The organism is Akkermansiaceae bacterium (genome assembly GCA_024233115.1).
In the GTDB taxonomy this organism is placed as follows: Bacteria; Verrucomicrobiota; Verrucomicrobiia; order Verrucomicrobiales; family Akkermansiaceae; genus Oceaniferula.
This window is the reverse complement of record JACKQB010000004.1, coordinates 234145-258127: the sequence shown is the minus strand read 5'-3', so window position 1 is coordinate 258127 and position 23983 is coordinate 234145. Positions and strand designations below refer to the sequence as shown.

Annotated in this window: 23 protein-coding genes; 8 read left to right on the top strand and 15 right to left on the bottom strand. The window is 56.3% G+C overall.

What is annotated here, in order from left to right:
* Window positions 1-19: 19 nt before the first annotated feature.
* The 4 genes from H7A51_12125 to rpe all read right to left on the bottom strand — a co-directional run bounded on the left by H7A51_12125 (window position 20) and on the right by rpe (window position 4404).
* Window positions 20-337, bottom strand: coding sequence for a hypothetical protein (locus H7A51_12125; protein ID MCP5536964.1), 318 nt, complete (start codon window positions 335-337; stop codon window positions 20-22).
* A gap of 86 nt (window positions 338-423) precedes the next feature.
* Window positions 424-1803 (bottom strand): FAD-binding protein, encoded by a 1380-nt coding sequence (locus H7A51_12120; protein MCP5536963.1) that lies wholly within the window; start codon window positions 1801-1803, stop codon window positions 424-426.
* Between the two features lie 65 nt (window positions 1804-1868).
* Complete coding sequence (locus tag H7A51_12115) at window positions 1869-3692, bottom strand: NPCBM/NEW2 domain-containing protein (GenBank protein MCP5536962.1); 1824 nt, start codon at window positions 3690-3692, stop codon at window positions 1869-1871.
* A gap of 43 nt (window positions 3693-3735) precedes the next feature.
* Complete coding sequence (rpe, locus tag H7A51_12110; protein MCP5536961.1) at window positions 3736-4404, bottom strand: ribulose-phosphate 3-epimerase; 669 nt, start codon at window positions 4402-4404, stop codon at window positions 3736-3738.
* A 72-nt stretch (window positions 4405-4476) separates the two neighbouring features.
* Between rpe and H7A51_12105 the strand changes: the two genes are divergently transcribed.
* Window positions 4477-4965, top strand: coding sequence for a nucleoside deaminase (locus tag H7A51_12105; GenBank protein ID MCP5536960.1), 489 nt, complete (start codon window positions 4477-4479; stop codon window positions 4963-4965).
* 35 nt (window positions 4966-5000) lie between these two features.
* On the opposite strand, the gene H7A51_12100 is transcribed toward H7A51_12105, so the two are convergent.
* The 3 genes from H7A51_12100 to H7A51_12090 all read right to left on the bottom strand — a co-directional run bounded on the left by H7A51_12100 (window position 5001) and on the right by H7A51_12090 (window position 7537).
* Window positions 5001-6011 (bottom strand): CAP domain-containing protein, encoded by a 1011-nt coding sequence (locus H7A51_12100; protein MCP5536959.1) that lies wholly within the window; start codon window positions 6009-6011, stop codon window positions 5001-5003.
* 101 nt (window positions 6012-6112) lie between these two features.
* The gene (locus H7A51_12095; protein ID MCP5536958.1) at window positions 6113-6481 is read right to left on the bottom strand and encodes a hypothetical protein; all 369 of its coding nucleotides are present in this window, start codon (window positions 6479-6481) and stop codon (window positions 6113-6115) included.
* Between the two features lie 75 nt (window positions 6482-6556).
* Window positions 6557-7537, bottom strand: coding sequence for a zinc-binding dehydrogenase (locus H7A51_12090; protein MCP5536957.1), 981 nt, complete (start codon window positions 7535-7537; stop codon window positions 6557-6559).
* Between the two features lie 496 nt (window positions 7538-8033).
* Between H7A51_12090 and H7A51_12085 the strand changes: the two genes are divergently transcribed.
* The gene (locus H7A51_12085) at window positions 8034-8558 is read left to right on the top strand and encodes a DUF456 domain-containing protein (GenBank protein MCP5536956.1); all 525 of its coding nucleotides are present in this window, start codon (window positions 8034-8036) and stop codon (window positions 8556-8558) included.
* An 82-nt stretch (window positions 8559-8640) separates the two neighbouring features.
* Here H7A51_12085 and H7A51_12080 read toward each other — a convergent pair whose 3' ends face one another.
* Both H7A51_12080 and rph read right to left on the bottom strand, forming a co-directional pair.
* Window positions 8641-9312 carry a prepilin-type N-terminal cleavage/methylation domain-containing protein gene (locus tag H7A51_12080; protein ID MCP5536955.1) on the bottom strand — a complete coding sequence of 224 codons (672 nt, stop codon included), beginning with the start codon at window positions 9310-9312 and terminating at the stop codon, window positions 8641-8643.
* 150 nt (window positions 9313-9462) lie between these two features.
* Complete coding sequence (rph, locus tag H7A51_12075) at window positions 9463-10245, bottom strand: ribonuclease PH (GenBank protein MCP5536954.1); 783 nt, start codon at window positions 10243-10245, stop codon at window positions 9463-9465.
* Between the two features lie 62 nt (window positions 10246-10307).
* Here rph and lpxK point away from each other — a divergent pair, with 62 nt between their 5' ends.
* The 3 genes from lpxK (at window position 10308) to recG (ending at window position 15407) form a co-directional block, all read left to right on the top strand.
* Window positions 10308-11516 (top strand): tetraacyldisaccharide 4'-kinase, encoded by a 1209-nt coding sequence (gene lpxK / locus H7A51_12070; protein ID MCP5536953.1) that lies wholly within the window; start codon window positions 10308-10310, stop codon window positions 11514-11516.
* A gap of 112 nt (window positions 11517-11628) precedes the next feature.
* The gene (gene recJ, locus H7A51_12065; protein ID MCP5536952.1) at window positions 11629-13350 is read left to right on the top strand and encodes a single-stranded-DNA-specific exonuclease RecJ; all 1722 of its coding nucleotides are present in this window, start codon (window positions 11629-11631) and stop codon (window positions 13348-13350) included.
* Between the two features lie 17 nt (window positions 13351-13367).
* Window positions 13368-15407 carry an ATP-dependent DNA helicase RecG gene (recG, locus tag H7A51_12060; GenBank protein MCP5536951.1) on the top strand — a complete coding sequence of 680 codons (2040 nt, stop codon included), beginning with the start codon at window positions 13368-13370 and terminating at the stop codon, window positions 15405-15407.
* 29 nt (window positions 15408-15436) lie between these two features.
* Here recG and H7A51_12055 read toward each other — a convergent pair whose 3' ends face one another.
* On the bottom strand, window positions 15437-15811 hold the full coding sequence (locus H7A51_12055) for a VOC family protein (GenBank protein ID MCP5536950.1): 375 nt from the start codon (window positions 15809-15811) through the stop codon (window positions 15437-15439).
* A gap of 147 nt (window positions 15812-15958) precedes the next feature.
* Here H7A51_12055 and H7A51_12050 point away from each other — a divergent pair, with 147 nt between their 5' ends.
* Together H7A51_12050 and H7A51_12045 are read left to right on the top strand one after the other, a co-directional pair.
* Window positions 15959-16096 (top strand): entericidin A/B family lipoprotein, encoded by a 138-nt coding sequence (locus H7A51_12050; GenBank protein ID MCP5536949.1) that lies wholly within the window; start codon window positions 15959-15961, stop codon window positions 16094-16096.
* Between the two features lie 157 nt (window positions 16097-16253).
* Window positions 16254-17408, top strand: a complete 1155-nt coding sequence (locus tag H7A51_12045) for a helix-turn-helix domain-containing protein (protein ID MCP5536948.1) — start codon at window positions 16254-16256, stop codon at window positions 17406-17408.
* 85 nt (window positions 17409-17493) lie between these two features.
* Here H7A51_12045 and H7A51_12040 read toward each other — a convergent pair whose 3' ends face one another.
* From H7A51_12040 to H7A51_12020, 5 genes are all read right to left on the bottom strand, one after another.
* Window positions 17494-17946, bottom strand: coding sequence for a hypothetical protein (locus H7A51_12040; GenBank protein ID MCP5536947.1), 453 nt, complete (start codon window positions 17944-17946; stop codon window positions 17494-17496).
* A 225-nt stretch (window positions 17947-18171) separates the two neighbouring features.
* Window positions 18172-18744: a Uma2 family endonuclease gene (locus H7A51_12035; GenBank protein MCP5536946.1), complete on the bottom strand. Its 573-nt coding sequence runs from the start codon at window positions 18742-18744 to the stop codon at window positions 18172-18174.
* A 57-nt stretch (window positions 18745-18801) separates the two neighbouring features.
* The gene (locus H7A51_12030; protein MCP5536945.1) at window positions 18802-21321 is read right to left on the bottom strand and encodes an ATP-dependent Clp protease ATP-binding subunit; all 2520 of its coding nucleotides are present in this window, start codon (window positions 21319-21321) and stop codon (window positions 18802-18804) included.
* Window positions 21322-21339: 18 nt separating this feature from the next.
* A complete protein-coding gene (locus tag H7A51_12025; protein ID MCP5536944.1) occupies window positions 21340-22479 on the bottom strand; it encodes a protein arginine kinase in 1140 nt (379 codons plus the stop codon).
* Between the two features lie 23 nt (window positions 22480-22502).
* Window positions 22503-23066: a UvrB/UvrC motif-containing protein gene (locus H7A51_12020; GenBank protein MCP5536943.1), complete on the bottom strand. Its 564-nt coding sequence runs from the start codon at window positions 23064-23066 to the stop codon at window positions 22503-22505.
* 201 nt (window positions 23067-23267) lie between these two features.
* On the opposite strand from H7A51_12020, the gene H7A51_12015 reads away from it, so the two are divergent.
* The gene (locus H7A51_12015; protein ID MCP5536942.1) at window positions 23268-23954 is read left to right on the top strand and encodes a sigma-70 family RNA polymerase sigma factor; all 687 of its coding nucleotides are present in this window, start codon (window positions 23268-23270) and stop codon (window positions 23952-23954) included.
* The last annotated feature ends 29 nt before the right edge of the window (window positions 23955-23983 follow it).

Genomic DNA, 23983 nt, shown 5'->3' with positions numbered 1-23983 from the left:
TCGTTAGGATGGTGGGTGATCAGGAGAGGGTGATGCCGAGCAGGGCGCCGAGGGCGACGGCGATTCCGGTGTTGGAGTTGTTTTTTTCCAGCAAGTCGTCGATCAGCTGGTTGTTCCCGGCGATCATGTCGGCGATTCGGTTGATGGTGTCCTGCATGATTGTTTCGCCATTGAGCATGCTGTAGTAGAAGGAGACCGCTTGGGTCTGGGTGAGGGTGGTGATTGTTCCGGGGTCGACCTGGGGGAAGGTGTTGGAGATGCGGTCGAGCCAGTATGGGTCGGCAGGTGGGTCCCCGGCCGGGGATTCCGGGATTTCGACGGATACTTGGAGGTTCATGGGGTGGGGGTGGATGGTGAAGAATAGGTCTGATGGGTCCTATCCTACTTCGCCGAGGCTACGCAGGACACGGTAGGACTTATGGGTTAATCTAGAAATTTTCCCGGGTTGAGGATATTTTGGGGGTCGAGGGCTTTTTTGATCGCTTGATGAGTATCCATGGACAGGTCGCCGAGGGCCTGGCGGATCCAGGGTTTTTTGGCGAGGCCGATGCCGTGTTCGCCGGAGATGACGCCGTTGTTTTCGATGACCCAGGTGAAGAGTCGGTCGAGGGCGGTGTCGGCTTTCTTTTTAATCTCGGGGTCGGCGTAGTTTTCCACCATGATGTTGGTGTGGATGTTGCCGTCGCCGGCGTGGCCGAAGCAGGCGACCGGGATGCCGGTTTCCTGCTGGAGCTGGCTGGCGAAGTTGACGAGATCGACCAGTTTGGAGCGGGGGACGACGATGTCCTCGTTGAGTTTGGTCAGGCCGGTGTGTTTGAGTGAGTAGGAGAAATCGCGGCGGAGCTGCCAGATTTGCTCGCAGGCCGGCTCGTCCGGTGCCTCATCGATGCGCAGTGCCCTGTGTTCTAACAAGAAGTCGCGTAGGGCGGGGAGTTCGCGGGCGACGGTCTCGGTGTTGCCGTCGATTTCGATCATCAGGTAGGCGTCGCCGGGGGGGAGTTTATCGGCGCCGAGGTAATCGCGGGCTGCGGCCATGGTGAATCCGTCGGTGATTTCCAGGGCGGACGGCAGGGTGCCGGAATCGAGGATTGCCTGCACGGCGGCGGCGGCGGCCGCGAAGTCGGGGAAGGAGGCGCCGAGCATGGCGCGGGTCTGCGGGTGCGGGATGAGTCGGACGGTGATCTCGGTGACGATGCCCAGCATGCCCTCGGAGCCGACCATGAGCGAGGTGAGATCGAAGCCGGTGGAGTTTTTGTGGCAGCGGCCACCGGTGCGCAGGACCTCGCCCGACGCGAGCACGACCTCGAGGCCTAACACATACTGTTTGGTAACACCGTATTTCAGGCAGCGCGGGCCGCCGGCGTTGGTGGCGATGTTGCCGCCGATGGTGCACTCCTTCAGGGACGCGGGATCGGGTGGGTAATACCATCCGTGTTTTCTAACGGCATTCTGGAGCTCGCCGGTGATGACACCCGGCTGGGTGACGCAGACACCATCGGCGGGGTTGACTTCCAGGATGCGGTTCATGCGCATCATGGAGACGAGGATGCCGCCCTTGACCGGGACGCAGCCGCCGATGTGGCCGGTGCCGGCGGCGCGGGTGTAAACCGGGATGTTTTTTGCCGAAGCGAAACGGATGACTTTGGAGACATCCTCGGTGGTCTCGGGGAAAACGACCACGTCCGCCAGCGCGGAGGCGTGCCATTTGTCGGAGGCGTGTTCTGCGAGGACGTCTTCGGCGGTGGATATCTGCTCAGCGCGTAATAACGAGCCAAGTCCGGTGGTGAGATCGGTGCTGGTCACGCCGGAGTTTTAAGCACGGAAGGCGCGGATGGCACGGAAGAAATGAGTTGATTCGGTCAATCGACCTATCGGCTCAGGGTAGGATCCAGCCACAGGCCCCAGTCGGAGCGGGTGCTATCGTTATTGTCGTCGACGATGAATTCCAGGTTCTGTTTGCCGGTGACATCCAGGTTGAAACGGTGGATCTGGCCGGTTTTGGCGTGACCGGATGACCAGAGCTGTTGGCCATCAGCCTTGATGATGAAAACAACCGAGCCGTCGGCATGTTGTGCCAACCCGCAGCTACCCGTGAGTTTTTTCCAATGGCCGCCGAGTTGGTAGGTGTGTTTGGCGGGAGCGTGGGCGTAGATGCCGCTGGTGAAGATATGGTCGCCTGCACGCAACAGGGGGTCCCTAGCAGGGAGGCGATTGTAAGTAGGTTTGCCGTAACCGACTTCAGCGGTCGTGGGGGTGGCGTCGCCGATGGCGATGGAGGTGATGGTGGGAGCTACTTGATCAGGTGACGGGTGCAAGGGTGCCTGCCTGAGTAATCGTTTGGCGATTTCCGCCGCTTTGGGGTTTTGGGACTGGGCGACGGCTTGCAGGGCTTCTGTGACACCCTGGTGGTCAGCTTTCCGGATTGCCTGGCAACAGGGATCGAACAGGAGTGTTAGATCGATGTCGCTGAGCTCAGGTTGTCCGTCGCGGCCGACAGAGTAGAAATAGGTATAGGGGCTGAAGGTGCCGACGTGGGAAGTGGCGTCGCCATTGGCATAAAGGACGATCAAGCGGAGGCTGGCAGGGTGGCCATTACGGAGGTCCGTGCAGTTGAGTGAAAAGTGACCGTTGGCGTCGGGTATGGCGGTGGCGGTTGTGGCGTCGTAGTTGCTGCCGCCATTGGGATCGGTGTAGGCGAGGATGGCATGGACCGGTGGGGAGCCCGGGGCAAGCTCCACTTTTCCTGTCATGGTAAATGATTGGTTGCCGGGGATGATTTTGAGGTTGGTCAGGTTGGAGTTGCCGGCAAGTTGCATGCCTTTGATCGAGCCGGTGAACATCGGGTGGGATGCCAGCCTGAGGCCGCTGGCAAGAGTCAGGAACGAGCCTGCCCCTTCACCTCTGAGCTCGCGGCCATAAGTGCGGTTGCCGCCCCCCATCAATGCTATACCCAGGGCGGCGCGTTCGTCTGCCCTTTCGCAGTTATGCGGGAGGCCGAGAGCGTGGCCAAGCTCGTGGGCGACGCCGCCTACGAAAATGGAGTTGTATTTTCCCACCGAGATGTGGCCGTATTGGCCGTCGTGGAGCATGGGTTGTTTTTTATCGAGATAAACCGGGTCTAACAACGGAGAATCGACCTGCCATGCGGTGCCGCCGCGGTGGGTGCCGCCTGCGTAGTAGGGGCTGTTCTGGGTCATACGTTGCTGGGTGGGGTCCCAGTTGGACATATTGCAAAAGATCACAATGGTTTCCTTATCGGCGTCGATGCCGGCCTTTTTCAGGACGGGGAGGCATTCCTGGCGGATCTTGTTACCATCGCCCGGCTGGTATTGAGCGTAGGGTTGGGGAGCCTTGACGAGGTGGATTTTCAGAAGCTTGTCCTGGTCGAAATCAAGGTTAATGGTCTGGCCGCCAAAGCCGAGGCGTGTCATCTCGGCTGCGTAAAAGCGCTGGATGTGCGTCATGCAGCGGGTCAGCCGCTCACGGTATTGGTCGGCGGGTTGACGATCCGACGGTGTCCAATAAATGATATGCAGGGTGCGGTTGATGTCAGTGGGCTCGCCTTTTTTCCATGCTTCGAGGATGGCGCGTGCTTGTGGAACCTTTTGGGCGATTTCCTCATCGGGCGTCAACGCCTGGGCGGACAGGCACCCCCCAAAGATCAAGGCTGTGGCAATTATGGAAAACTTCATGGCCTGGTATACAACGATTGCTCTGATTATCTTTCGCCCGGTATCAAGCGTTGCGGATCGTCCGGATTGCTGCTGCCATATCCGGCGCCTTGAAAGTGGATGAGCCCGCGACCATCACATTGGCACCGGCGGCGGCGGCGATGGGAGCTGTTTCAGGATCGATACCGCCGTCAACCTCGATGTGATAGGAAAGCCCGCGTTGCGTTCTCCATGCGGCGGCTTGTTCCACCTTGGGCATGACTTCGTGCATAAATGACTGCCCCCCAAAGCCGGGAACCACGGTCATGCAGAGCAGCATGTCAATCATGTCGAGATGGGGTTCCACCGCGGACATCGCCGTGGCGGGATTAAGCGCGAGCCCCGCCAAACACCCCGCCTCGCGGATACGGGTGAGCGTTTCCGCGACATCGTGGTCGGCCTCCACATGCACCGTGATCATGTCAGCGCCCGCTTTGATGAATTCCGGGAGAAAATGGTCGGGTCGAGCAATCATCAGGTGCACGTCGAGGAAGGCGTCGCTGACACCATCGATGGCTTGGATGATGGCCGGGCCGAAGGAGATGTTGTTTACAAAGTGACCGTCCATGACATCGAGGTGCATCCAGTCGCCGCCGCTGGCCATGGCGCGGTCGGTCTCCTCTTTGATCCTGGAAAAATCCGCCGCCAGAAGCGAGGGGGCGATGATGCGGTCGGTATGCTGCCAAGTGCTCATGGCATTAGTTTGAAGTATTCAGTTTGAAGTTTGAAGTTTTTTTGACAGGTTCTGTGCGTGAGTGACGATTTGATGATGGATTTCCGGAGTGACGACTACTTTATGCAGCTGGCGTTGCGTGAGGCGCGCAAGGCGTATGAGGCGGGTGAAGTGCCGGTGGGTGCGGTGATCGTCAGCAATGGTTCGGTGATTGCGCGGGCGTGGAACCAGGTGGAAACACTGAAGGACGCCACGGCGCATGCTGAGATGTTATCGCTGACATCGGCCCAGGATGCGGTGGGTGATTGGCGGCTGGAGGGGTGCACTTTGTATGTCACCAAGGAGCCGTGCCCGATGTGTGCGGGAGCCATTGTGCACTGTAGGCCCGACCGTGTGGTATTCGGAGTGCCGGACCCCAAGGCGGGGGCGGCGGGAGGATGGATTAATTTGCTGGAGTCCAACCCGCCATTGAATCATCGCTGTGATATTGTCTCTGGGGTCATGCAGGATGAGTGTCTCGCGTTGCTACAGGGTTTTTTCCGCGAGGCGCGGGAGAGGAAGAAGAAGTTGAGAAGTGAGTAGGTGAATCCAAACCTCCTTAACAAGCTATTTCCCTCCTAGCTGCCGAAGAGCTGCGTCCAGTGGCGGTCGTGCTGGCCGAGGCCGATGCGGCGGTGACTGCCGTTGAACATATTCCTGTGGTGGCCGGGTGAGTAGAACCAGGCTTTGTTGGCACCCTTGGGGTCGGTGGAGCCCATGTAGATGTTCTCGCCGGAGGCCGAGGTGCCAAAGTTATTGGCGCGGATAAAGGGAGTTTTTTTTCCAGCCACCGGAGATTCGTGGGCAAAAAAACCGAGGGTTGCCATGTCCTTGGAGTGGTCACGACCGGCGGCGCAGAGTTTGGGGTCGATTTCCAGAGCGTTGTAGCCTGCGAGCAGACGCATCAGGTTGGCATCGGCCACACCGAGCCTTTCCGCCTCCGGGACCTTGGCTTTTTCCGCAGTTTTGCGGTTTTGTTCCATGAGCTTGAGTCCTTTGCGATCGAGGCCGGAGAGGGCCTGGGTGACGGAATTTTCCAGGGTTTCAACCTGGGAGACCGAGTTTTCTTTACCTGGAATAATTGCGGCTTCGATCAGCGCGTCCCGCAGTCCCGCAATGGCTAGCAGGCCCCGCCGTTCTTTTTTCAGGGTTTCATCGCTTGTTGCCAGGATTGTTTTTGCGCTGGGCAGCAATAAATCACGTAGTTCATCCAGGATGGGCATACCGCGTTTTTTGAGAGCATCCTTCATTGGGCCATCCCCGAGTGACTTCATGGCGGCAAGCTCCTTGCGTAAATCGCGAACCCGGCTTTTGTGTTCCCCCGCCTTGCCGCTGGAGCTTCTTGCGGTGCGTTGGAAATTGGAGATGTATTTTTCCTGGAGTCTTGGCCATGCACGCTCGACTTGTTTGTAGAGTTCCTTGACTTCAGAGTCGGGAAGGTCGTCAACGGCATCATAGACATCGGCGTAGTCCCCTCCTCGATCAATCCGTGCCTGCAGGGCTGCGAGCAGTTCGCTGCCTGAGGATGCCGCCCGGATCGGAAGCAGGGAAACAACTGACAATAGGAGACTGATGGATAATGCGTTCATGGGTGCTTACTCTGGGAGCGAAGCCAGGGTAGCGCTTTTATCAAAAAAAACAAGGAGAGCCATGCGGGCCCTCCTTGTTGGTGTTTTTTGAATGATGGTGATTAGCGGCAGATACTCACATTACCATAGCGTGTGCGCAAGCTGATGTGGCTGCTGTGTCCGCGGTGGCTTGGGTAGCGGCTGTTATTGTAATAGCGGCTACCATGTCCCGGGTGGTTATGGTATGTAGGCCGGTAATGGCTTCTGCAGCGGTGCACGACCGGAACACTGTAGTAGCGGTAGATCGGACGGTGGTAACAATCGTATCCTACGAAGACACGCTTGGTATAGACGGGGCATCCGCATGCTGTATTGCCGCTCAGGTAGGTGTAGCTGGAGCTGCAGTTGTCGTGTGGACGGGCTTCAGCTGTGCCGGGAAGAGCTACCAATCCGACGATGATGGTGACAAGTGTTGCTAGTATTGTTTTCATATTATTGTGGTTTTTGGTGTTCGCTTACTTCGACGACAGGAATATGAAACTTATTCAGAAAAAATAATTTCTTTCTCAAGAACTGCACGTGACCAGCACCTTGCCATTCCGCTTATTCTCCATCGCACGGGTAACGGCAGCGGTGATATCTGCAAGTGGGTAGGTGGAATCGACAGGCTGTGTTAGATTGCCTTCAATGATCCATCGGGCAAGTTGTGCATAGCATTGTTTGAGGGTATCGGAATCATTTTCCTTCATCCATTCGGTGACCCAGAATCCGTGTAGCTGGATGCGTTTGAAAATGAGGAATTTGTTAGGAACCTTCAGGCTGCGCATGCTCATTGCTCCGTAGGTGACGTGGATACCCTTGGTGGCGAGCGCGTCCATCAGCCGCAAGGCACTGTCGCCACCAACGGCGTTAAGAGCCAGGACGGGAGGGGCACCGGCGGTGAGATCCTTGATTTGATCGATCGACTCCTGATTATCTAACAACACATGATCGGCACCCAGCTTGAGAAGACCAGCGATAGGTTGCTCGCGGCGCACCAGGTTGATGGTACGCAGCCCGAGAAGCCTGGCAATCTGGATCACACAGGTGCCGACACCGGAGTTGGCTGCATTCTGAATGACCCATGATCCCTGGGGGAGATTGACGAACTGTGTGAGCATGCACCACGCTGTGAGCGGGTTGACTTTGAGCATGGATGCCTGCTCGACCGGTGTTTCGCGCGGTATTTTCAAGACATCCCTGGATGTGCAGGTGACTTCTTCGGACCATGTTCCGACGGGTTGGATGGTGATGACAAGATCGCCTACCTGAAAATCATCAGCCCGGGATTCGATGACCATGCCGCAGCCTTCGAGACCGGCGGTAGCAGGTAGCGCGGGTTTGAGACCGTAAACACCCTGGATATAATTGATGTCGGCCGGATTGATCGGCGAGACCAGCATGCGTAGCCGTATTTCATCTGCTTGAAGTTCACGACGACGGGTTTCTGTAAGATCGATGACTTCAGGTGGTTGTCCAAAGGATGCAAAGGTTGTACTGATAGGCATATGTAAAATGATGGGTTGTGAGTTGGATATTTCAAGGAAAGAGACCACGGACAGCTCTGGTTTTGGTGACTTGATTAAAGCCGATGGGAGGCGTCTGCATCTTGGGAGAAATGCACGACTTGCTCAAACTCTTTTTCGAGTTTGGCTGCATTGTCCGTGGTAATGACCCGTTCAAGCGCCGCTAAACACGATAGCTGGAAAAGGCCTCGGTTATTGCCGTTTCCCCGCTGAATGGGAACCGTGAGTGTATTAATCGCTCGGGCCATTTACTCTGTTTACGAACAGAGGGGCCAGATCGAGAAAGTCCGCCGTGCGGTCGAACTGGCTGGCTGCCATATGGAAAACGGGGTTTTCCAACAATTCCTTTTTCATGACTGCATACAAGCACTGCCCATAGCGGATGGAAAGGGTAATGTGGGGTAAATGGGAGGCGGTATTTGCGAAAAAACATGCAGCCTTTGCTTGCGTGTTTGGCTGGGTCGATTACAGGTGGCGTATGCTTGGTTTTTTGGTTGATATCCTGCCCGCTATCGGCACCGCTGTGGCGTGGGTGGTGACGGTGTGTTTGTTGATCGTCGGGTTCATCGGCACCTTGGTTCCCTTTCTTCCCGGCCATCTGATCTTGTTTTTCGCGGCTGTGGCCCACTGGTTGATGTTGCGGGATGAGTCGGGGGTGGAGTGGTGGACCTTTGTCGTGCTTGGCTTATTGCTGACGCTCTCCCAGGTTTTCGAATTCATGAGCGGAGCGGTTGGCACCCGCTGGTTTGGAGGGACCCGATGGGGGGCGGCCGGTGCCTTGATCGGTGGGGTTGTCGGGATGTTTTTCATGCCCTTTGGCCTGATCCTTGGCCCACTGATTGGCTCGACCTTATGTGAGTTTGTCTTTGCAAAAAAAGAGGTCCGTCCCGCCACCGTATCGGGAGTCGGCTCTGTGCTGGGAACGGTGGCCGGCCTCATCGTCAAGGTGGTGGTGGGCGTGATGATGATTGTGTGGTTTGTGGTGGACGTATTCTGGATCTGATGTGTTAGAGGGCGGATACGAAAAAGCCGGAGAGGTTTCCCTCTCCGGCAGGTTGATTGTTAGTTTGTTTGTTTAACAGGGGTTACTTGGCTTCGACTAGGTCTGAGCTGACGTATCCATCGGTTCCCCAAACGGTATCATTACCCGTGTCGAACAGTGTCTTGCCACCGCCGAGCTTGGCTTTGTTGTCGTTTTTGTTAAGCAGGAGTTGTTTGCAAGCGCCATCGATACGGAGCACAACGGCCTTGCCGTCATAGGGGTCTGGCTTGAATGCCTCGCCGGTATCAAATGGTGCCATGATGACAGGGCGTCCACTGTTCACGCTGGTGGACATACCCTTGATGTATGCAAATCCGCACTCACCTTCTGCGAGTTGGTCGGTTTTGTTGGTAACCACGTTGTCGGGCTTCTTGTTTGTGGAAGCACCGCCCTTGGCGTAGAAGATTTCCTCGGACTTGGTATAGCCGCCAGCGATGAACTGGGCCAGGTAGTCGTTGGAGTTGGAGCCGGTGTAGCCGGCGAGTTCGTCTACCGCGGTATCGTCTCCAGGAAACTCACCGTAGTCTTGGTCAAACTCGATGAGCAGGTAGAAGATCTGCTTGGCGTTACTGGTGGCTTCGGTCATGGCAGCTTTTTTGTTCTGCTTCATGATAACGGGGGTCGCCATGGCTGCGAGAGCAGCAATAATGGCGATAACAACGAGGAGTTCCACGAGGGTGAAACCTAATGCTCTATTTTTGCTTGTTATTTTCATGGTATTTATTTTTTGTTTTGTATGTGTTTTATACACTTGTTTTTGTACTCAGCCAGGCCGCCACGTACGTGAAGGCACAACTGACACTGCAAGCTACTACGTCTGGCCGTTCCCGCAAGGCAAAAAACAAGCTTGGATGGGGAAAATAACCTACGGGCGTTTAAAACAATCGGCGAGATCTTTAAGGTCTGTTGATGATGCCTGATCCGCGTCAAGTATAGCCTGCTTTTGCAGTGCGGTGATTTCGATCACGCCCTTTTTGGCAAGATCCAGCATGGCGGTCATTTGTTCGCTGGTGAAGGTGCTTTCCTCGCCACTTCCCTGGAGTTCGACGAATTCGAGGTCCTCGGTCATCACCACATTGAAGTCGACGCTGGCGTCCTTGTCCTCGGGGTAGTTGAGATCAAGGACCGGGGTGTTCTGGTAAACGCCGGAGCTGATGCCGGTGACCAGTTTTTTCATGGGGAAAGACTTCAGTTTCCCAGCAGCCATCAGTTTGTTCAGGGCAATGGCAATGGCGACGCAGCCACCTGTGATGGAGGCGGTGCGAGTGCCGCCGTCGGCCTGGAGGACATCACAATCGAGCCAAACTGTGCGTGGTCCGAGGGCCTTCAGGTCAACCACGGCACGCAGTGACCGGCCGATGAGCCGCTGGATCTCGGATGACCGGCCATCGAGTCGGCCCGTGGATATATCCCGCTGTTTTCTGTCGAGTGTGGAGTAGGGCAGCATATTGTATTCCGCCGTGAGCCAGCCGCCGCCTATTTTTTGATACTTCATCCAGCGTGGCACATCCTCCTGGATGGTGGCGGCGCAGATGACGCGGGTGTTTCCAAATGAGACCAGCACGGAGCCGGTGGCGTGGGGCGCTATGCCGGGTTCGAAAGTGATAGGGCGTAATTCATCGTTCTGGCGTCCGTCGGGTCTGGTCATGGCAGAAGTGTTAAGTTTCAAGTTCCAAGTTTCAAGTGCAGAGTGTATAAGCCTGTGCAGGGATGAGAGAAACGCTGGACGAGCTGGAACAATGGGGCACCGAAGTTATTTTCGGGAGGGCCCGCGGGTTCCGTGCGACGATCATGCGGATTTTCCTGTGGAGTTTGTCGGGTCTTTACCGTTTCGGTGTGGCCAAACGTCTGGGGAGATACCGCAATGGGAAAAAGACCCAGCATTATCTGGGGATCCAGGTGGTCAGCATCGGCAACCTGACTGTGGGAGGCACGGGCAAGACCCCGGTGGTGGAGCTGTTTGCCCGCACGCTGCGCGACCGGGGGCGTAAACCCGCCATCCTCAGCCGCGGTTATAAGAGCAAAAAAATGAGTAAACCCCAGACGTGGAGCCGTCGGGAGGGAGGGGGGGCGATACCGGCCGACGAAATGCCGAAGGTGGTCAGCGACGGCGGCGAGCCATTGATCGCCGTCTCCTATGCCGGTGACGAACCGTGGATGCTGGCCAAAAACCTCCCCGGTGTGTCCGTGGTGGTGGATAAAAACCGGGTCAAGGGCGGCAGCTTTGCGGTGGGCGAACTGGAGGCGGATACGCTGATCCTGGATGATGGCCTGCAGTACCTTGATCTCGCCCATTCGACGGATGTTATCCTGGTCGACCAGAGTGCCCCGTTTGGCACCGGCCAGATGCTGCCGAGAGGGACCTTGCGCGAACCTGCGAAAAACCTGATCCGCGCGGATTACATCTTTATTACCAAATGCGATGGCAGCTCGAACGAAGAGCTGATCCAGAAAATGCGTCGCTATAACAAGTATGCGGAAATCATCGAGTGCACCCATGGGCCGAAGCATTTGGAAAATTTGTACACCGGTGAGCGGATGCCGCTTGATTTCCTGGCTGATAAATATGTGGCCGCGATAAGTGGTATCGCCGTGCCAAGGAGTTTTGAGAAAATCCTGGAAAAACTCGGTGCCCAGGTGGAATTCCACCGTGTGTTCTCCGATCACCACCCGTTTAATCAAAAAGAGATCGACCGCTTCATGCGCCGCTGTGTTGAGCGCGATATTGAGCTGATCATTACCACGGAAAAGGACGCCGTGCGCTTTCTGAAACCCACCGAGCTGGACGTGCCGGTTTATTTTCTCCGGATTGAGGTGGATATACTCAAGGGCCGGGAAGTCTGGAACACACTGGTCGAGCGTATCTGCGGAGAAAAACCCGCGACCGATCACCTGCTGCTGCGCGAGCTGGCCGGCTGACGCACAGGGTCAGGGTCAGGGTTTGCCCCCCCGGTGGCGGATTTTTGAACTTATCAGGCGAATTCATCTTCTTTCCTTGTGAAGGGCTGCATAGATCCATAGCGTACCATGCATGAGTCAGAAGCAATCACAATGGATCGTTGCAGAGATCCCGGAGGTTCCGCCGGATGTGGATAGCGCCTTGCCGGGGATCCTTGTGCGTATGCTGCTCCAGAGAGGGGTGGATGTCGCGCACATGGACCGCTTTCTCCATCCGCGGTTGATGCACCTTCAGGACCCGTTTCTCCTGCCCGACATGGATGCGGCCGTGGCGCGTATCCTCTCGGCAGTGGACCTGGGTGAGCAGGTATGTGTCTATGGAGACTACGATGTGGACGGCATTACCTCGGTGACCCTGATGACCGCCATCCTCGGAACCTATGGCGTGTCTGTTAGGAGCTTTATTCCCCGTAGGGGGCCGGAAGGCTACGGCCTGAACGATGCGGCGCTGGCGAGATGCATGGCGGAAGGGGTAAAGCCGGATTTATTGATCACCGTGGATTGTGGCACAGCTTCACTGGATGAAATCGCGGCATTAAAGGCCCAGGGCGTGGATGTGATTGTCGTGGATCACCACGAGCTGCCCCCGATGGGAAAACCCGACTGCATAGCCGTGGTCAACCCCAAGTGCGTGGATGAGGCCGACCAGGAATTTCAATATCTCTGTGCCGCCGGGGTGGTGTTCAAGCTGGCCCATGCCTTGCTCAAACAACGACCGCTTGAGAGTTTCGACCTCAAGGATTATCTCGACCTTGTGGCCCTCGCCACCGTCTCGGACATTGTGCCGCTGGTCGAGGAAAACAGGCTCCTTGTCAGGCATGGCCTGAAGCGTATGGCAAACACCCGCAACCCAGGTCTCAAGGCACTGATGCAGGTCGCCCAGGTGAAGGGGAAGATAACCAGTGCGGATGTCGGTTTTAGGATTGGCCCCAGGATCAACGCTGCGGGTAGAATGGATCGCCCTGAAGACGCATTGGCAGCCTTGACCACGGATGATGTTAGCGAAGCCGAACGTCTGGCAGATTTGCTGGACGCCCATAACAAGGACCGGCAAGCAGAGGAAATGCGTATCCACAAGGATGCCCTCCATCGTTTGAAAACCGAGTGCGATCCGTCTGATCCCGTGATTGCGTTAGGCTCGCGTGACTGGCACCCGGGGGTGGTGGGCATCGTCGCTTCCAGGATGATGCGGCGCTTTCACAAACCGGCGTTTATCATCGCCATCGATGACCAGGGACTGGGCAAGGGAAGCGGGCGTAGTATCGGCGGCGTATCCCTGATGGAAGCAATCAACGCCAACCGCGATCTGCTGGTTGCCGGCGGCGGCCATGCCATGGCCGCCGGGATCAGCGTCGACGAGAATAACATCGAAGCCTTCCGCAAGGGCTTTGCAAGATACGTCGAGGAAAACGTGAGCGCGGACGACCGTTTGCCGAGGCTCTACATCGATGCCGAAATTACCTTCCCCGAGTTATCCCTGGAGTTCTTGAAAAGCTACGAGCTGCTTCAGCCCTTTGGCTCCTGTAACCCCGAGCCTCTGTTTATGAGCCGGGAGGTTTATCTGACCGAGCCACCGCGGGAGATGAAAAACCATCACTTGAAGATTTCCATGAAACAGGGCGAGTGCTGGCACGACGCCATGTTTTTCGGTGCCGGCCAGCGCGAGCTCCCCGACCCGGAAGAGCCGTGGGATATCGTCTTTACCATTAACCGGAACGTTTTCCGGGGAAGGACCAGTCTGCAGATTGTCATCCAGGATGTGCGGCCTCACCAGAAAGACCAAACGGATACCTAGATACCGGACAACAAACGATGAGTCGATTCAAGGCCAGTGATGCCCTGTCGTCGGTGGAAATGATCTCCGCCAAGGACGTGCTCGCCTATGGCTCGGCGGGGGTGGCAACGGTCAGCGACCTGCTCGATCGCCTGCCCAGGCGTTACGAGGACCGGAGAAGGTTTGATGCCTTTCCGGTGCAAGCCGGCGGCGGTTCACGCTGCCTGAAGGGCACGGTCATTGATACCCAGGTAAAACGTTTCGGGGGGAGAAAACAGTTCTACGAGGCGGTTGTGATCGAATCGGGTGAGGGTGTCTTCGCGTCTAACAAGATAACCTGCCGCTGGTTCAACATGCCATGGATGAAAAACATGCTCGCCGCCGGCCATGAGGTGGTTCTTTTTGGTAAACCCAAAGAGTATCAGGGACGGATCATCATCGACCATCCGGATTTTGAAATCGTGGGGGATGACGACGAAGCGTCGATCCATCTTGAGCGGATTGTGCCCATTTACAAAGGTGTCAGTGGTATCGCCCAACGCCGCCAGCGTGAGTATGCCTACAAGTTGCTGGATATGGTGGATGCGGCGAGCCTGGCGGCGGTCTATGATGTCGACCCCACCTACCCGCGTCACGAGGCGATGCGAGAAGTCCATTTTCCTGAAAGCCTGGAGCAGGCCGAGGCGGCACGTCGATACTTCGCCCTTGAGGAATTCTTTTCCCTGCAGCTGAGTGTCGTCTGGAAACGGGCCCGGTATCACGAGCTGCAAGGCAGGGTGCTAGGCAGAAAAACCAAGCTTCTTACCGAGTTCTATCACAGTCTTCCCTTTGATCTAACAGGGGCGCAAAAACGCAGTGTCAAGGAGGTGGTCGCTGATATGCGCCTGCCCCGGCCCATGGGTCGCTTGCTGCAAGGTGACGTCGGTTCGGGAAAAACCTTTGTCGCCATGTGTGCGATGCTGCTGGCGGTGGATTCCGGTGTGCAGACAGCGCTGATGGCACCTACCCAGATCCTTGCGGAACAGCATTACCTGACCTTTAAAAAATGGCTTGAGCCGCTTGGTGTTAGAATAGCCTTGAGGACAGGATCGCGCCAGGAAGACAACCATCTGGAGCTGGACGGTGAGACACAAATTATCATCGGTACCCACGCCTTGCTTTACGAGGGTGTGAAGTTCAATGACCTGGGTCTCGTGGTGATTGATGAACAACATAAGTTCGGGGTCGGCCAAAGGGCCATGCTGATAGGCCAGGGTGTGATGCCGGATGTCCTGGTGATGACGGCGACGCCGATCCCGCGCACACTGACACTGACCATCTATGGTGATCTGGATGTGTCCATACTCGATGAACGACCGGCGGGCAGGGGCGGGATCATCACCGCGGTTAGAAAGAAACCCAAGGTAAGCGACATCACCAAATTCATCCAGGAACAGCTCGCCGCAGGACGCCAGGCCTATCTCGTGTATCCACTGGTCGAGGAAAGCGATGAACTCAAGGCCGAGGCGGCCACGGTGGAATATGAAAAGTGGGTGAAGCGATTATCCCGGTTCAAGGTGGGACTCCTACACGGAAAAGTTGCGCCTGAGGAAAAAGATGCCGTGATGACCGCATTCAGGGATGGCGAGCTGGATGTGCTGGTGGCCACCACTGTCATCGAGGTGGGGGTGGACGTGCCCAATGCCAATATCATGGTCATCCACAATGCGGAACGATTTGGCCTGGCCCAGCTGCACCAACTCAGGGGCCGCATCGGTCGAGGTGAACACAAAAGCTATTGTATCCTGACAACCGATGGCAAGTCAGCTGACGCGATGGAAAAGCTGCAAGTCCTGGTAGACACCTCGGACGGATTTAAAATCGCTGAAGCCGATCTCCGTCTGCGTGGTCCGGGGGATGTGCTCGGTACTGCCCAAAGCGGCTTGGCCGACCTGCGCTTTATTGATTTTCTGGCCGACACAGAACTCATCCGCGAAGCACGCGCGCTGGCCGATAAGGTGCTGGCGGATGACCCGCTTTTGGAAAAATCCCCCCACCTCCTCGAGCTTATCCATGATGGTGAGGTGGAGGTGGGTTAGTGCATTACCCGCGACAGGTGTTAGCAGGTCTAACACTCAAGAATCTCAACCTCGTAGCCATCGGGATCGGTGACGAAGGCCATTTTCCGGTCGCCCGAGGAGAATTTTTCCCTCCAATCACCCGGCCAGATTTCGATGCCGTCCTGCTCAAGCTGATCGCAGTAGTCGATGATGTCGGGGACCCCGACAGCGGTGTGCATCAGGTCCTCTGGAAACGTGACCTGAAAATCCGGTGAGTAGGTCAGCTCGAGAAAGTGCTCGTTTCCGGGAAGGTGGAGAAATGCCAGTTGGTTTCCCTGGGGCGATGTTTTTTGTTCGCCGAGCTCAAAACCGAGTTTCTGGTAGAAAGCGATGCTGGCTTCGGGATGGGAGACCCTGATACGGGTGTGGAGGAATTTGATCATGCCCATTTCTGAACGGCACAGGACCCTGCGTCAAGTTGTGCATGAAAAATGATTGGCAACCTCCGGGAGAGGTTTTAATATACCGCCACTATCAACGGCTTGATAGCGTTACAACCAAACCTCAATAGAAGAACCTCATTTGAAACCATGAAAAACTCCGTAAAAATCATCCTCGCCCTCCTCGGACTTGCCGCCATGGCACTGAGTTCATGCAACACCATGGCTGGATTTGGCCGCGACATGCAGAGTGCCGGCGAAGCGATTAATGACAAGGCCCAGCAGTAGTTGCCAGGGCTGGTCGATCGCAGGCGCGGGACCTGGAGGTGTGGAGGGGGATGTTGTTCCATGCCCCCCGGCTTTCGGGTGTACTGTGGTGAGGCAATCAAGTGATATTGTTTTCTGGTGGTTGCATCGTCCGGTAAACTAGGATATTGACAGTGTCGTGAGCGAAGGACGTAAAAATGTAGCCATCTTGTTGGAGAACAACTACGAGCGGCCGTTCCGGTTGATAGACGGCCTACTGTCTGTTCCCGGGGTGAGGGACCGCTGTGCTTTCCGTAGTTTTTTACTCTACGAGGCCGGTTATGACGATCTGTTTACCGAGGAGTGGAAGCCTGACGGCATCATCGCCTGTTACGATGAAAATGCGGAATTATGGCTGCGCGATGTGGAAATCCCCGTGGTCAACCTCGTGGGAACGGAGGATGGAATCCATGCATCCGTCGGCACCGACTACCGGTCATTGGCGCAAACCGTGGTCGAACACTTTGATGCGCTTGGGTACAGGAATATCCTCAACCTGGAAACCGAGGGGATTGACCAAAAGCTGTTACTCGATCCCCTCATTCGTCCCCTCTGCGCTGCCCGCGGGATAGAATTTATGAGTGTATCGATCCGTGATGGCATCGACTGCACCAATGTCGGTGAGTTGAATGAAATCTGTCCCGAGTTTGTCAGGGCCCTTAACACGATGAACAAACCACTCGGCATCTATACCCGCCACGACCGCCGGGGCCGGTTAGTGGTCGATTACCTGGTTCGCGAAGGCTACTCGATACCGGATGAAGTGGGGGTGCTGGCATGTTTTGATTCATTTGAAGCCAAACTTTGTGATCCGCCCTTGTCGAGTATTGTACTGCGTGACATCGAAACCGGTGCGCGTGGTATTCAGAAACTCGAGAAGCTGATGAACGGTGAAGCCTTGCTGACGGAGCATGAAAAAGTCCCGGTGCGCGGTGTCCGGGTGCGGGGCTCCACCCTTGGACAGTCTGAGGGCGATCTGGAGATTCTCCGCGCCAGAAGCATCATCCGTGCGCGGGCCCGCGAGGGTATTACCGTGGATATGCTGGTCAACGAGATGAATGTTTCCCGCAGCACGTTTGAAAAACGTTTTATTGCCCTGACTGGACACTCGCCTGCCCAGGAGATCCGTCAGGTGCGACTCGACTGGGCGCGCGAGTTACTTCTAACAACCGACTTACCCATGTCGCAACTGGCTCCCCTGGTTGGTTTCAAAGACCGCCGGGCATTTGTCGTATTCTTCAAACGTGAAGCGGGAACCACACCGACCGCATTCCGGGATAGGAACCGGATCTGATGGGGCGGGTGTAATAAAAAAGTGTAATAAAAAAAGCGGACAACATGGCTGCTGTCCGCTTGAATGGATTGATGGAGGCTCGGATCTATAGTCGGGCCACGACGAGGCCGAGAGCGACGAGGGCACCTATTTTTTCGTGGGTTCCACCCGTGGCGGCGATGATCAGCAGGCCGATGGAGACAATGGCGAGTCCTTTCAGGCGGGCCATACTCCAGAGCCAGATGCCATTTTTAGCATCCACGCTTTCCGAGGCGGCCTCCATGCGAGCCTCATCAAGGTCGTTTTCCTTGAGGTCCTTGACTTCTTCACGCCAGGCTTTTTTGTCGTCTGACGAGCTGTCTTTATCGGCGATATCCTTTTCGAGTTTGCCAATTTTGAACTGGATTGCGTCGACGTTGCCTGCGGCATCGCGCTCGGCGGTCCTTTTCCAGGTGAGTATACCTTCACTGAGGAACAGGATGCAGAGTCCGATAAACAGGATGGCATAACGAATCAGCGGATTGCCACTGATCTTTGCGGTTTCTTCTTTAATATCCATAACGGTGGTTGTTGTGCGGTTGTAATATGACTTCGAGGGTATGCAAGGGTGCACCCTGGTGCATCATTCAGACGCCAGGGTTCAGGCTACAATGCGCACAAATGGTGATAGGGCACAAGTCGGAAAGCGGATGTGGTCAACGGTGCGCGGATTCCTGGTCTTCGTGGCCATGGCACCATATCGGGCGGGTGCCTCGGACAGGGAAACCCGTTGCGCAGTTCCATCCTAGTCAGCGGACAGGCCCTGATAGATGTCGGCAAGCGGAAGCTGCGCCTCTATTTCCGGAAGGTCGACGGTGTCGGCGAGGTTACGATAATTTTCCTGCATGAAGCCGCCGTTCGGGTGTCGTCGGTCGACGTTGACGCTCACCTTTGTGGGGTCGACCAGGATCAGCACTTTGAGTGAGGGAATCGTGAGGTAGGCATCACGTTTTTCCCCGGCGTCAATGCGCCGTGTCGATTGGCTGAATACTTCAACGACAACGACAGGTGAGTCCGTAAACGAAGCTTCCTCGTCGACAGGTTCACAAATGACCTGGAGGTCGGGATAGTAAAAGCGGATTTGGTTTGGCAACTGGATTCTGACCTTGGTGTCGCTGTTGTAGGGTTGGCAGGGTTTGCCTTTGAGAGAGCCGTGGAGAGAGGCCGTGGCATTTGTCACGGCCCTGTTATGCCCCATCTTTGCTCCTGCCATGGCATGCACGATGCCTCCGAGGTATTCATGCTTCACCTCGGAGACCAGCTCTCCTGCGAGGTAGTCCTCGACGGAGACCAGATCATCTGTCAATTGCAATGCCATGATTCGCAGGGTAGTTGTTGAGAGGGGCTGTTCAAGTTCGCAATGCGTCCGGCCTGGTCAAGCCTTTGCCTTGCCCTTGTCTTTCCCCTTCGACGGGACCGGGGTGAAGGTGAGTTTCTTGGCGTCCTTCTTACGGCTGACCTTGACCGTGTCGCCTTCCTTGATGTCGGCGCGGAGCAGGGCCTCGGCGAGCGGGTCTTCGAGGTAGCGTTCCACGGCACGGCGCATCGGGCGGGCTCCGTAGTTGGGATCGTAGCCTTTTTCCATGAGCAGCTCGCGGGCGTTTTTGTCCATATTCAAGGTGATCCCTTTATCCTGAAGACGATTAAAGAGCTTGGTACACTCGAGGTCGACGATGACGTTGAGCGCCTTTTTCTCCAACATGTGGAAGACCACGGTGTCATCAAGCCGGTTCAGGAACTCGGGTTTGAACTGCTTCTTGGCTTCCTCGAGGATCTTCGCCTTCATACCTTCGAAATCGCCTTCCTCTTCCTGCATGGCACCGAAGCCGAGGGATGTCTGGCGTTTGATGCTGGAGGCGCCGACGTTGGAGGTGAGGATGATGATGGTGTTGCGGAAGTCGATTTTACGTCCAAACGAATCCGTCACCGTGCCTTCTTCCAGGATCTGGAGCAGCAGGTTCATCACGTCCGGGTGGGCTTTTTCGATTTCGTCAAACAGGACCACCGAGTAGGGTCGGCGCCTGATGGCCTCGGAAAGCTGGCCGCCTTCCTCGTAACCGACGTAGCCCGGAGGCGAGCCGATCAGGCGTGAGGTGGAGAACTTCTCCATGTATTCGGACATATCGATCTGGATCAGGGCCTCCGGATCACCAAACATGAACTCGGCCAGGTGGCGGGCGAGGTAGGTCTTACCCACACCGGTGGGTCCGAGGAATAGGAATGAGCCAATCGGTCGGCGCGGATCTTTCAAGTCGGCGCGCGAGCGGCGCAGCGCTTTGGAGATGGTCACCACCGCCGTGTCCTGACCGATGACGTGGCTCTTGAGCTCGTCTTCCATTTTCAGCAGCTTGTCGGCCTCCTTCTGCTCCATACGTTGAAGCGGTACGCCGGTCCATTTGGAGATGACGGCCATGATTTCGTCCTCGCCGACTTCGACGATGGTTTCCTCGCTCTCCGCTTTCCATGTGGAGACGATTTTCTCAAGTTCCGACTTTGCCTGTTTTTCCGCATCACGCATGGAAGCGGCCTGTTCAAAATTCTGATCATTGATGGCCGCGACCTTATCGGCCTGGATCTGCTCGATTTTTGCCTCCAGGTCTTTGACTTTGGGGGGGCGGGTCATCTGGCCGATGCGTGCCCGTGAGCCGGCCTCATCGATGACATCGATCGCTTTGTCGGGTAAAAACCGGTCAGAGAGATAACGTGCGGAAAGTTTCACCGAGGCCACAAGTGCCTCCTGGGTGTACTTGGCCTTGTGGTGTTCCTCATACTTGAACTTGAGGCCTTCAAGGATGGTGATGGTGTCCTCCTCGGAGGGTTCTTCGACCTTCACTTTTTGGAATCGGCGTTCAAGTGCGGAGTCCTTCTCGATGAACTTGCGGTATTCGTTCATGGTGGTAGCACCCACGCACTGGAGCTCGGAGCGGGAGAGGGCCGGCTTGATGATGTTGGACGCGTCCATGGCGCCCTCGGCGGAGCCGGCGCCGACGATGGTGTGGAGTTCGTCAATAAAGAGAATGATGTTCTCCGCTTTGCGGATCTCGTCCATGACGGCTTTGATGCGCTCTTCGAACTGGCCACGGTATTTGGTGCCCGCGACCATGAGGGCGAGGTCGAGGGTGACCACCTTGCGGTCGCGCAGTAGTTCGGGCACGTTGCCATTGACGATTTCCTGGGCGAGGCCCTCGACGATGGCTGTTTTACCCACACCGGCTTCACCGATGAGCACCGGGTTGTTTTTGGTGCGGCGGCAAAGAATCTGGATCACGCGTTCGATCTCGGATTCGCGTCCGATCACAGGATCGAGCTTGTCGCGTTTCGCCAACTTGGTGAGGTCACGGCCAAAGGCCTTCAGGGCGGGTGTCTTGCTTTTCCCCTCGCTCTCGGCACTGGGCATTTCAATGTCCTCATCCTCGTCCTCGAACTCATCAAAATCGTCCGCGAGGTCGTCCGGATTGAAGTTGGGGTCGATCTCGGCAAGGATTTCCTGCCTGGTCTGGTTGATGTCGACATTGAGGCTGGTGAGTACGCGTGCAGCGACACCTTCGCCTTCGCGGAGTAATCCTAACAAAAGGTGTTCGGTCCCGACGTAGGAGTGGTCGAGGTTTTCAGCTTCCTTGTTGGAAAGCGACAGCACTTTTTTCACACGCGGGGTGTAGGGGATGTTGCCGGTCATTTTGCTTTCGGGGCCGGAGCCGACCTGTTTTTCCACCTCGATACGGACGGTCTCGAGATCGAGTCCCATGTTTTGCAACACGCTGACAGCAACACCCTGACCCAGCTTGATGAGGCCTAGCAGAATGTGTTCGGTTCCCACATAGTTGTGATTGAAGCGGTCGGCTTCTTTGCGGGCTAGGGCGAGCACTTGTTGGGCTCTTGGGGTAAAATTATTCATAGGATGTGAAACGGCAAATTATGCGGATGGGGGTGAACTGGGTGGCGTGTCGGGCTGTGTGTTGATGAAATCAGAATGGCTATCGATGAAACCAATAACAGGTGTTGGAAGGTTTTGCAACCTGCTACGGATAATTTCCGCACGAATGGCATCCCTTTCCTCCGGCGAAAGTTTTCGATTGGCCAGATTCTGCAGGTGGGCGGGCTCGATGTCCATGAGCAACGTGTCACATAGCTGGATGACATCTTTTGGAAAACAACCCATGTCGCTGCCCAGCCGGATCAATGACAAGTGCGTCAGCGCTTCCTTGGAATCGATGACGTAGGCGAATTTCAACAGACCGTAGGCGCGCGAGATCTTGTCCGCGATCATCTGCGGGTCATCCTCGACAAGCTTGGTGCGCGCATTGCGTTCCTGGTCGCGAACCCTTTGGATGACCCGTTCCAGCCTGCTGATGATGTCATCCTCCGATTCTCCCAGGGTCGACTGGTTGGAAATCTGGAACAGGTGGCCGAGGGACTCGGTGCCCTCACCAAAGATGCCGCGCACGGCCAGGCCGAGCTTGCCGACGGCCTGGATCACCTGGCCGATATGGTCGCTGATGACAAGGCCGGGAAGATGAAGCATGGCGGATGCCCGTAGTCCGGTCCCGACATTGGTGGGGCAGGCTGTTAGGTATCCAAGTTCGTGGTCGAAGGCATACGGCAGGGTTTTTTCAAGCTGCGTGTCCACCTGGGAAATAAGCTCGTAGGCTTCGCGAAGGTGCAGTCCGGAGTGGATGGACTGCAGGCGGAGATGGTCTTCCTCGTTGATCATGACACTCAGTGTCTGGTTACGGTTGACCACCGCGGCACTGCCGTCACTGCGGGCGGCCTGCTCCCGGCTGATCAGGTGGCGCTCGACCAGCACCTGTTTCTGCACGGATGAAAGCTCGCTGAGCTGGTGGGAAAAGGCATCTTTCATCTCCGGGAGAGCCTCGATCTTTTCGCGCAGCATGGGTAGGATCTCGATACGCTCCTCCTTGCGCGCCCAGCCGGGGAAGGGGGCGCCGGTGATATTACGCGCCAAGCGGATACGGCTGGTGAGTACGATCGCGCTGTCGGCGTCCGTGCCGGTCATCCAGTCGGCGGGATGTTTCAGGAGTGTTGAGAATCGCATCATTTCAATACGGGCACCGGGGTTCAGGCTTCGGGAGCCAGGGATGTCTCTTTGGATAGGTTTTGGATTTCATCGCGTAGCGCGGCGGCTGTTTCGTAGTCTTCGGCGTCAATCGCCTCGTTCATCTCAAGCTGGAGTTGCTCGAGCCGTTGGCGTTTTTCGAAGGCCTCGAGCATGCCCTCGGGCACCCGGCCTGTGTGGCAGGTCCCCTTGTGCATACCGACGAGGTTGTTTTTGATGGCATCACGGAAAAACTGGTAACACTGGCTGCAGCCGAGCCGGCCAGTCTTTTTCAGGTCGTCAAAGGCGAACCCGCACCCGGGGCAGACCGCCTTGTTGGTGGGATGGGCGGAGGTCAAGGGAAGTTCAATGGTTTCATTGCCCATCGGGACGTTAAACTTGGGAGCCTTGGGGGCGGGCTTGGCGTCGTCGTGGGAGGCATCCATGTTACCCAGCAAAAAACCTTCCGGATCGGTGACACCGTGTTTGGCGGCACAGGCCTCACACAGGCATGTTTTGTTGCTGTTGCCGTCGATAATCTGGGTGAAAAAGACGGTCGCCTTACTGTCGCAGTAGTCACATTGCATCGCTGGTGGAAATCCTAGACCCGACGTGAGGAAATGCGAAAGGAAAAGTGTGCAATGATGTCATTTTTTCAGAACCGGGCATAATCGGGTGTAAATAGGGTCGGAGAAGCACGGGAAGGATGGAAAAACACCGTCTTGCCAAGACCCGGATTCCCCGTCATGGTTTGCGGTATCGCCAAGCTGACGATCTTTGTCATTTCCATGAATATTTTCAGACACATTGCGTCCAACCCATTAAAAGGACCCGTGCCGCCGGACCCAGTCCCCGGTGGAGGCCCCGTCAGTGACAGTGATGTGGCACCGGAATCAACGTCGAACGAGGATGCCGAGTGGGTAAAAAAAGCCCAGCTAGGCGATACCCGTGCGTTTGACCGGCTGGTCACCAAACACCGTGGAAAAATCTATGCCATGATCTTCAATATGGTCAAAAACGACGCCGACGCATGGGACCTCTCCCAGGAGGCCTTTATCAAGGCGTGGAAAGCCCTGCCCGGCTTCGAGGCGCGTGCCCGTTTTTCCACCTGGCTGTTTCGTATCAGCCACAACGTCGTCTATGACTGGCTCCGGAAACGGAGGATCGAGGGTGACGGGGAGCTCAATGACGAGGTGTTTGACGCCAACAGGATCGACGCCGGGGCGGCGACGGCACCACCCCACAACATTCGCCCGGACGAAGCGCTCGAGCAGAGCGAGCTGCAGCAACAGATTGCAGCGGCCATCGCCAAACTATCCGAGGAGCACCGCGAGGTCATCCTGCTGCGTGAGGTGCAAGGGCTCGACTACAAGGAAATCGCGGAAATCACCGAAAATTCGGTCGGAACCGTGATGAGCCGACTCCACTACGCACGCAAAAATCTTCAGGCCTATCTTGGCCCCCAGCGGGGGTAAACTCCCAATTTAGAACTCAAAAAACCAAC

Excerpts from the sequence above, each read along its gene's own strand:
- H7A51_12125 (MCP5536964.1), bottom strand. The coding sequence starts at position 337 with ATGAACCTCCAAGTATCCGTCGAAATCCCGGAATCCCCGGCCGGGGAC.
- H7A51_12115 (MCP5536962.1), bottom strand. The coding sequence starts at position 3,692 with ATGAAGTTTTCCATAATTGCCACAGCCTTGATCTTTGGGGGGTGCCTG.
- rpe (MCP5536961.1), bottom strand. The coding sequence starts at position 4,404 with ATGAGCACTTGGCAGCATACCGACCGCATCATCGCCCCCTCGCTTCTG.
- H7A51_12105 (MCP5536960.1), top strand. The coding sequence starts at position 4,477 with ATGATGGATTTCCGGAGTGACGACTACTTTATGCAGCTGGCGTTGCGT.
- H7A51_12100 (MCP5536959.1), bottom strand. The coding sequence starts at position 6,011 with ATGAACGCATTATCCATCAGTCTCCTATTGTCAGTTGTTTCCCTGCTT.
- H7A51_12095 (MCP5536958.1), bottom strand. The coding sequence starts at position 6,481 with ATGAAAACAATACTAGCAACACTTGTCACCATCATCGTCGGATTGGTA.
- H7A51_12090 (MCP5536957.1), bottom strand. The coding sequence starts at position 7,537 with ATGCCTATCAGTACAACCTTTGCATCCTTTGGACAACCACCTGAAGTC.
- H7A51_12085 (MCP5536956.1), top strand. The coding sequence starts at position 8,034 with ATGCTTGGTTTTTTGGTTGATATCCTGCCCGCTATCGGCACCGCTGTG.
- H7A51_12080 (MCP5536955.1), bottom strand. The coding sequence starts at position 9,312 with ATGAAAATAACAAGCAAAAATAGAGCATTAGGTTTCACCCTCGTGGAA.
- rph (MCP5536954.1), bottom strand. The coding sequence starts at position 10,245 with ATGACCAGACCCGACGGACGCCAGAACGATGAATTACGCCCTATCACT.
- lpxK (MCP5536953.1), top strand. The coding sequence starts at position 10,308 with ATGAGAGAAACGCTGGACGAGCTGGAACAATGGGGCACCGAAGTTATT.
- recJ (MCP5536952.1), top strand. The coding sequence starts at position 11,629 with ATGAGTCAGAAGCAATCACAATGGATCGTTGCAGAGATCCCGGAGGTT.
- recG (MCP5536951.1), top strand. The coding sequence starts at position 13,368 with ATGAGTCGATTCAAGGCCAGTGATGCCCTGTCGTCGGTGGAAATGATC.
- H7A51_12055 (MCP5536950.1), bottom strand. The coding sequence starts at position 15,811 with ATGATCAAATTCCTCCACACCCGTATCAGGGTCTCCCATCCCGAAGCC.
- H7A51_12050 (MCP5536949.1), top strand. The coding sequence starts at position 15,959 with ATGAAAAACTCCGTAAAAATCATCCTCGCCCTCCTCGGACTTGCCGCC.
- H7A51_12040 (MCP5536947.1), bottom strand. The coding sequence starts at position 17,946 with ATGGATATTAAAGAAGAAACCGCAAAGATCAGTGGCAATCCGCTGATT.
- H7A51_12035 (MCP5536946.1), bottom strand. The coding sequence starts at position 18,744 with ATGGCATTGCAATTGACAGATGATCTGGTCTCCGTCGAGGACTACCTC.
- H7A51_12030 (MCP5536945.1), bottom strand. The coding sequence starts at position 21,321 with ATGAATAATTTTACCCCAAGAGCCCAACAAGTGCTCGCCCTAGCCCGC.
- H7A51_12025 (MCP5536944.1), bottom strand. The coding sequence starts at position 22,479 with ATGCGATTCTCAACACTCCTGAAACATCCCGCCGACTGGATGACCGGC.
- H7A51_12020 (MCP5536943.1), bottom strand. The coding sequence starts at position 23,066 with ATGCAATGTGACTACTGCGACAGTAAGGCGACCGTCTTTTTCACCCAG.
- H7A51_12015 (MCP5536942.1), top strand. The coding sequence starts at position 23,268 with ATGAATATTTTCAGACACATTGCGTCCAACCCATTAAAAGGACCCGTG.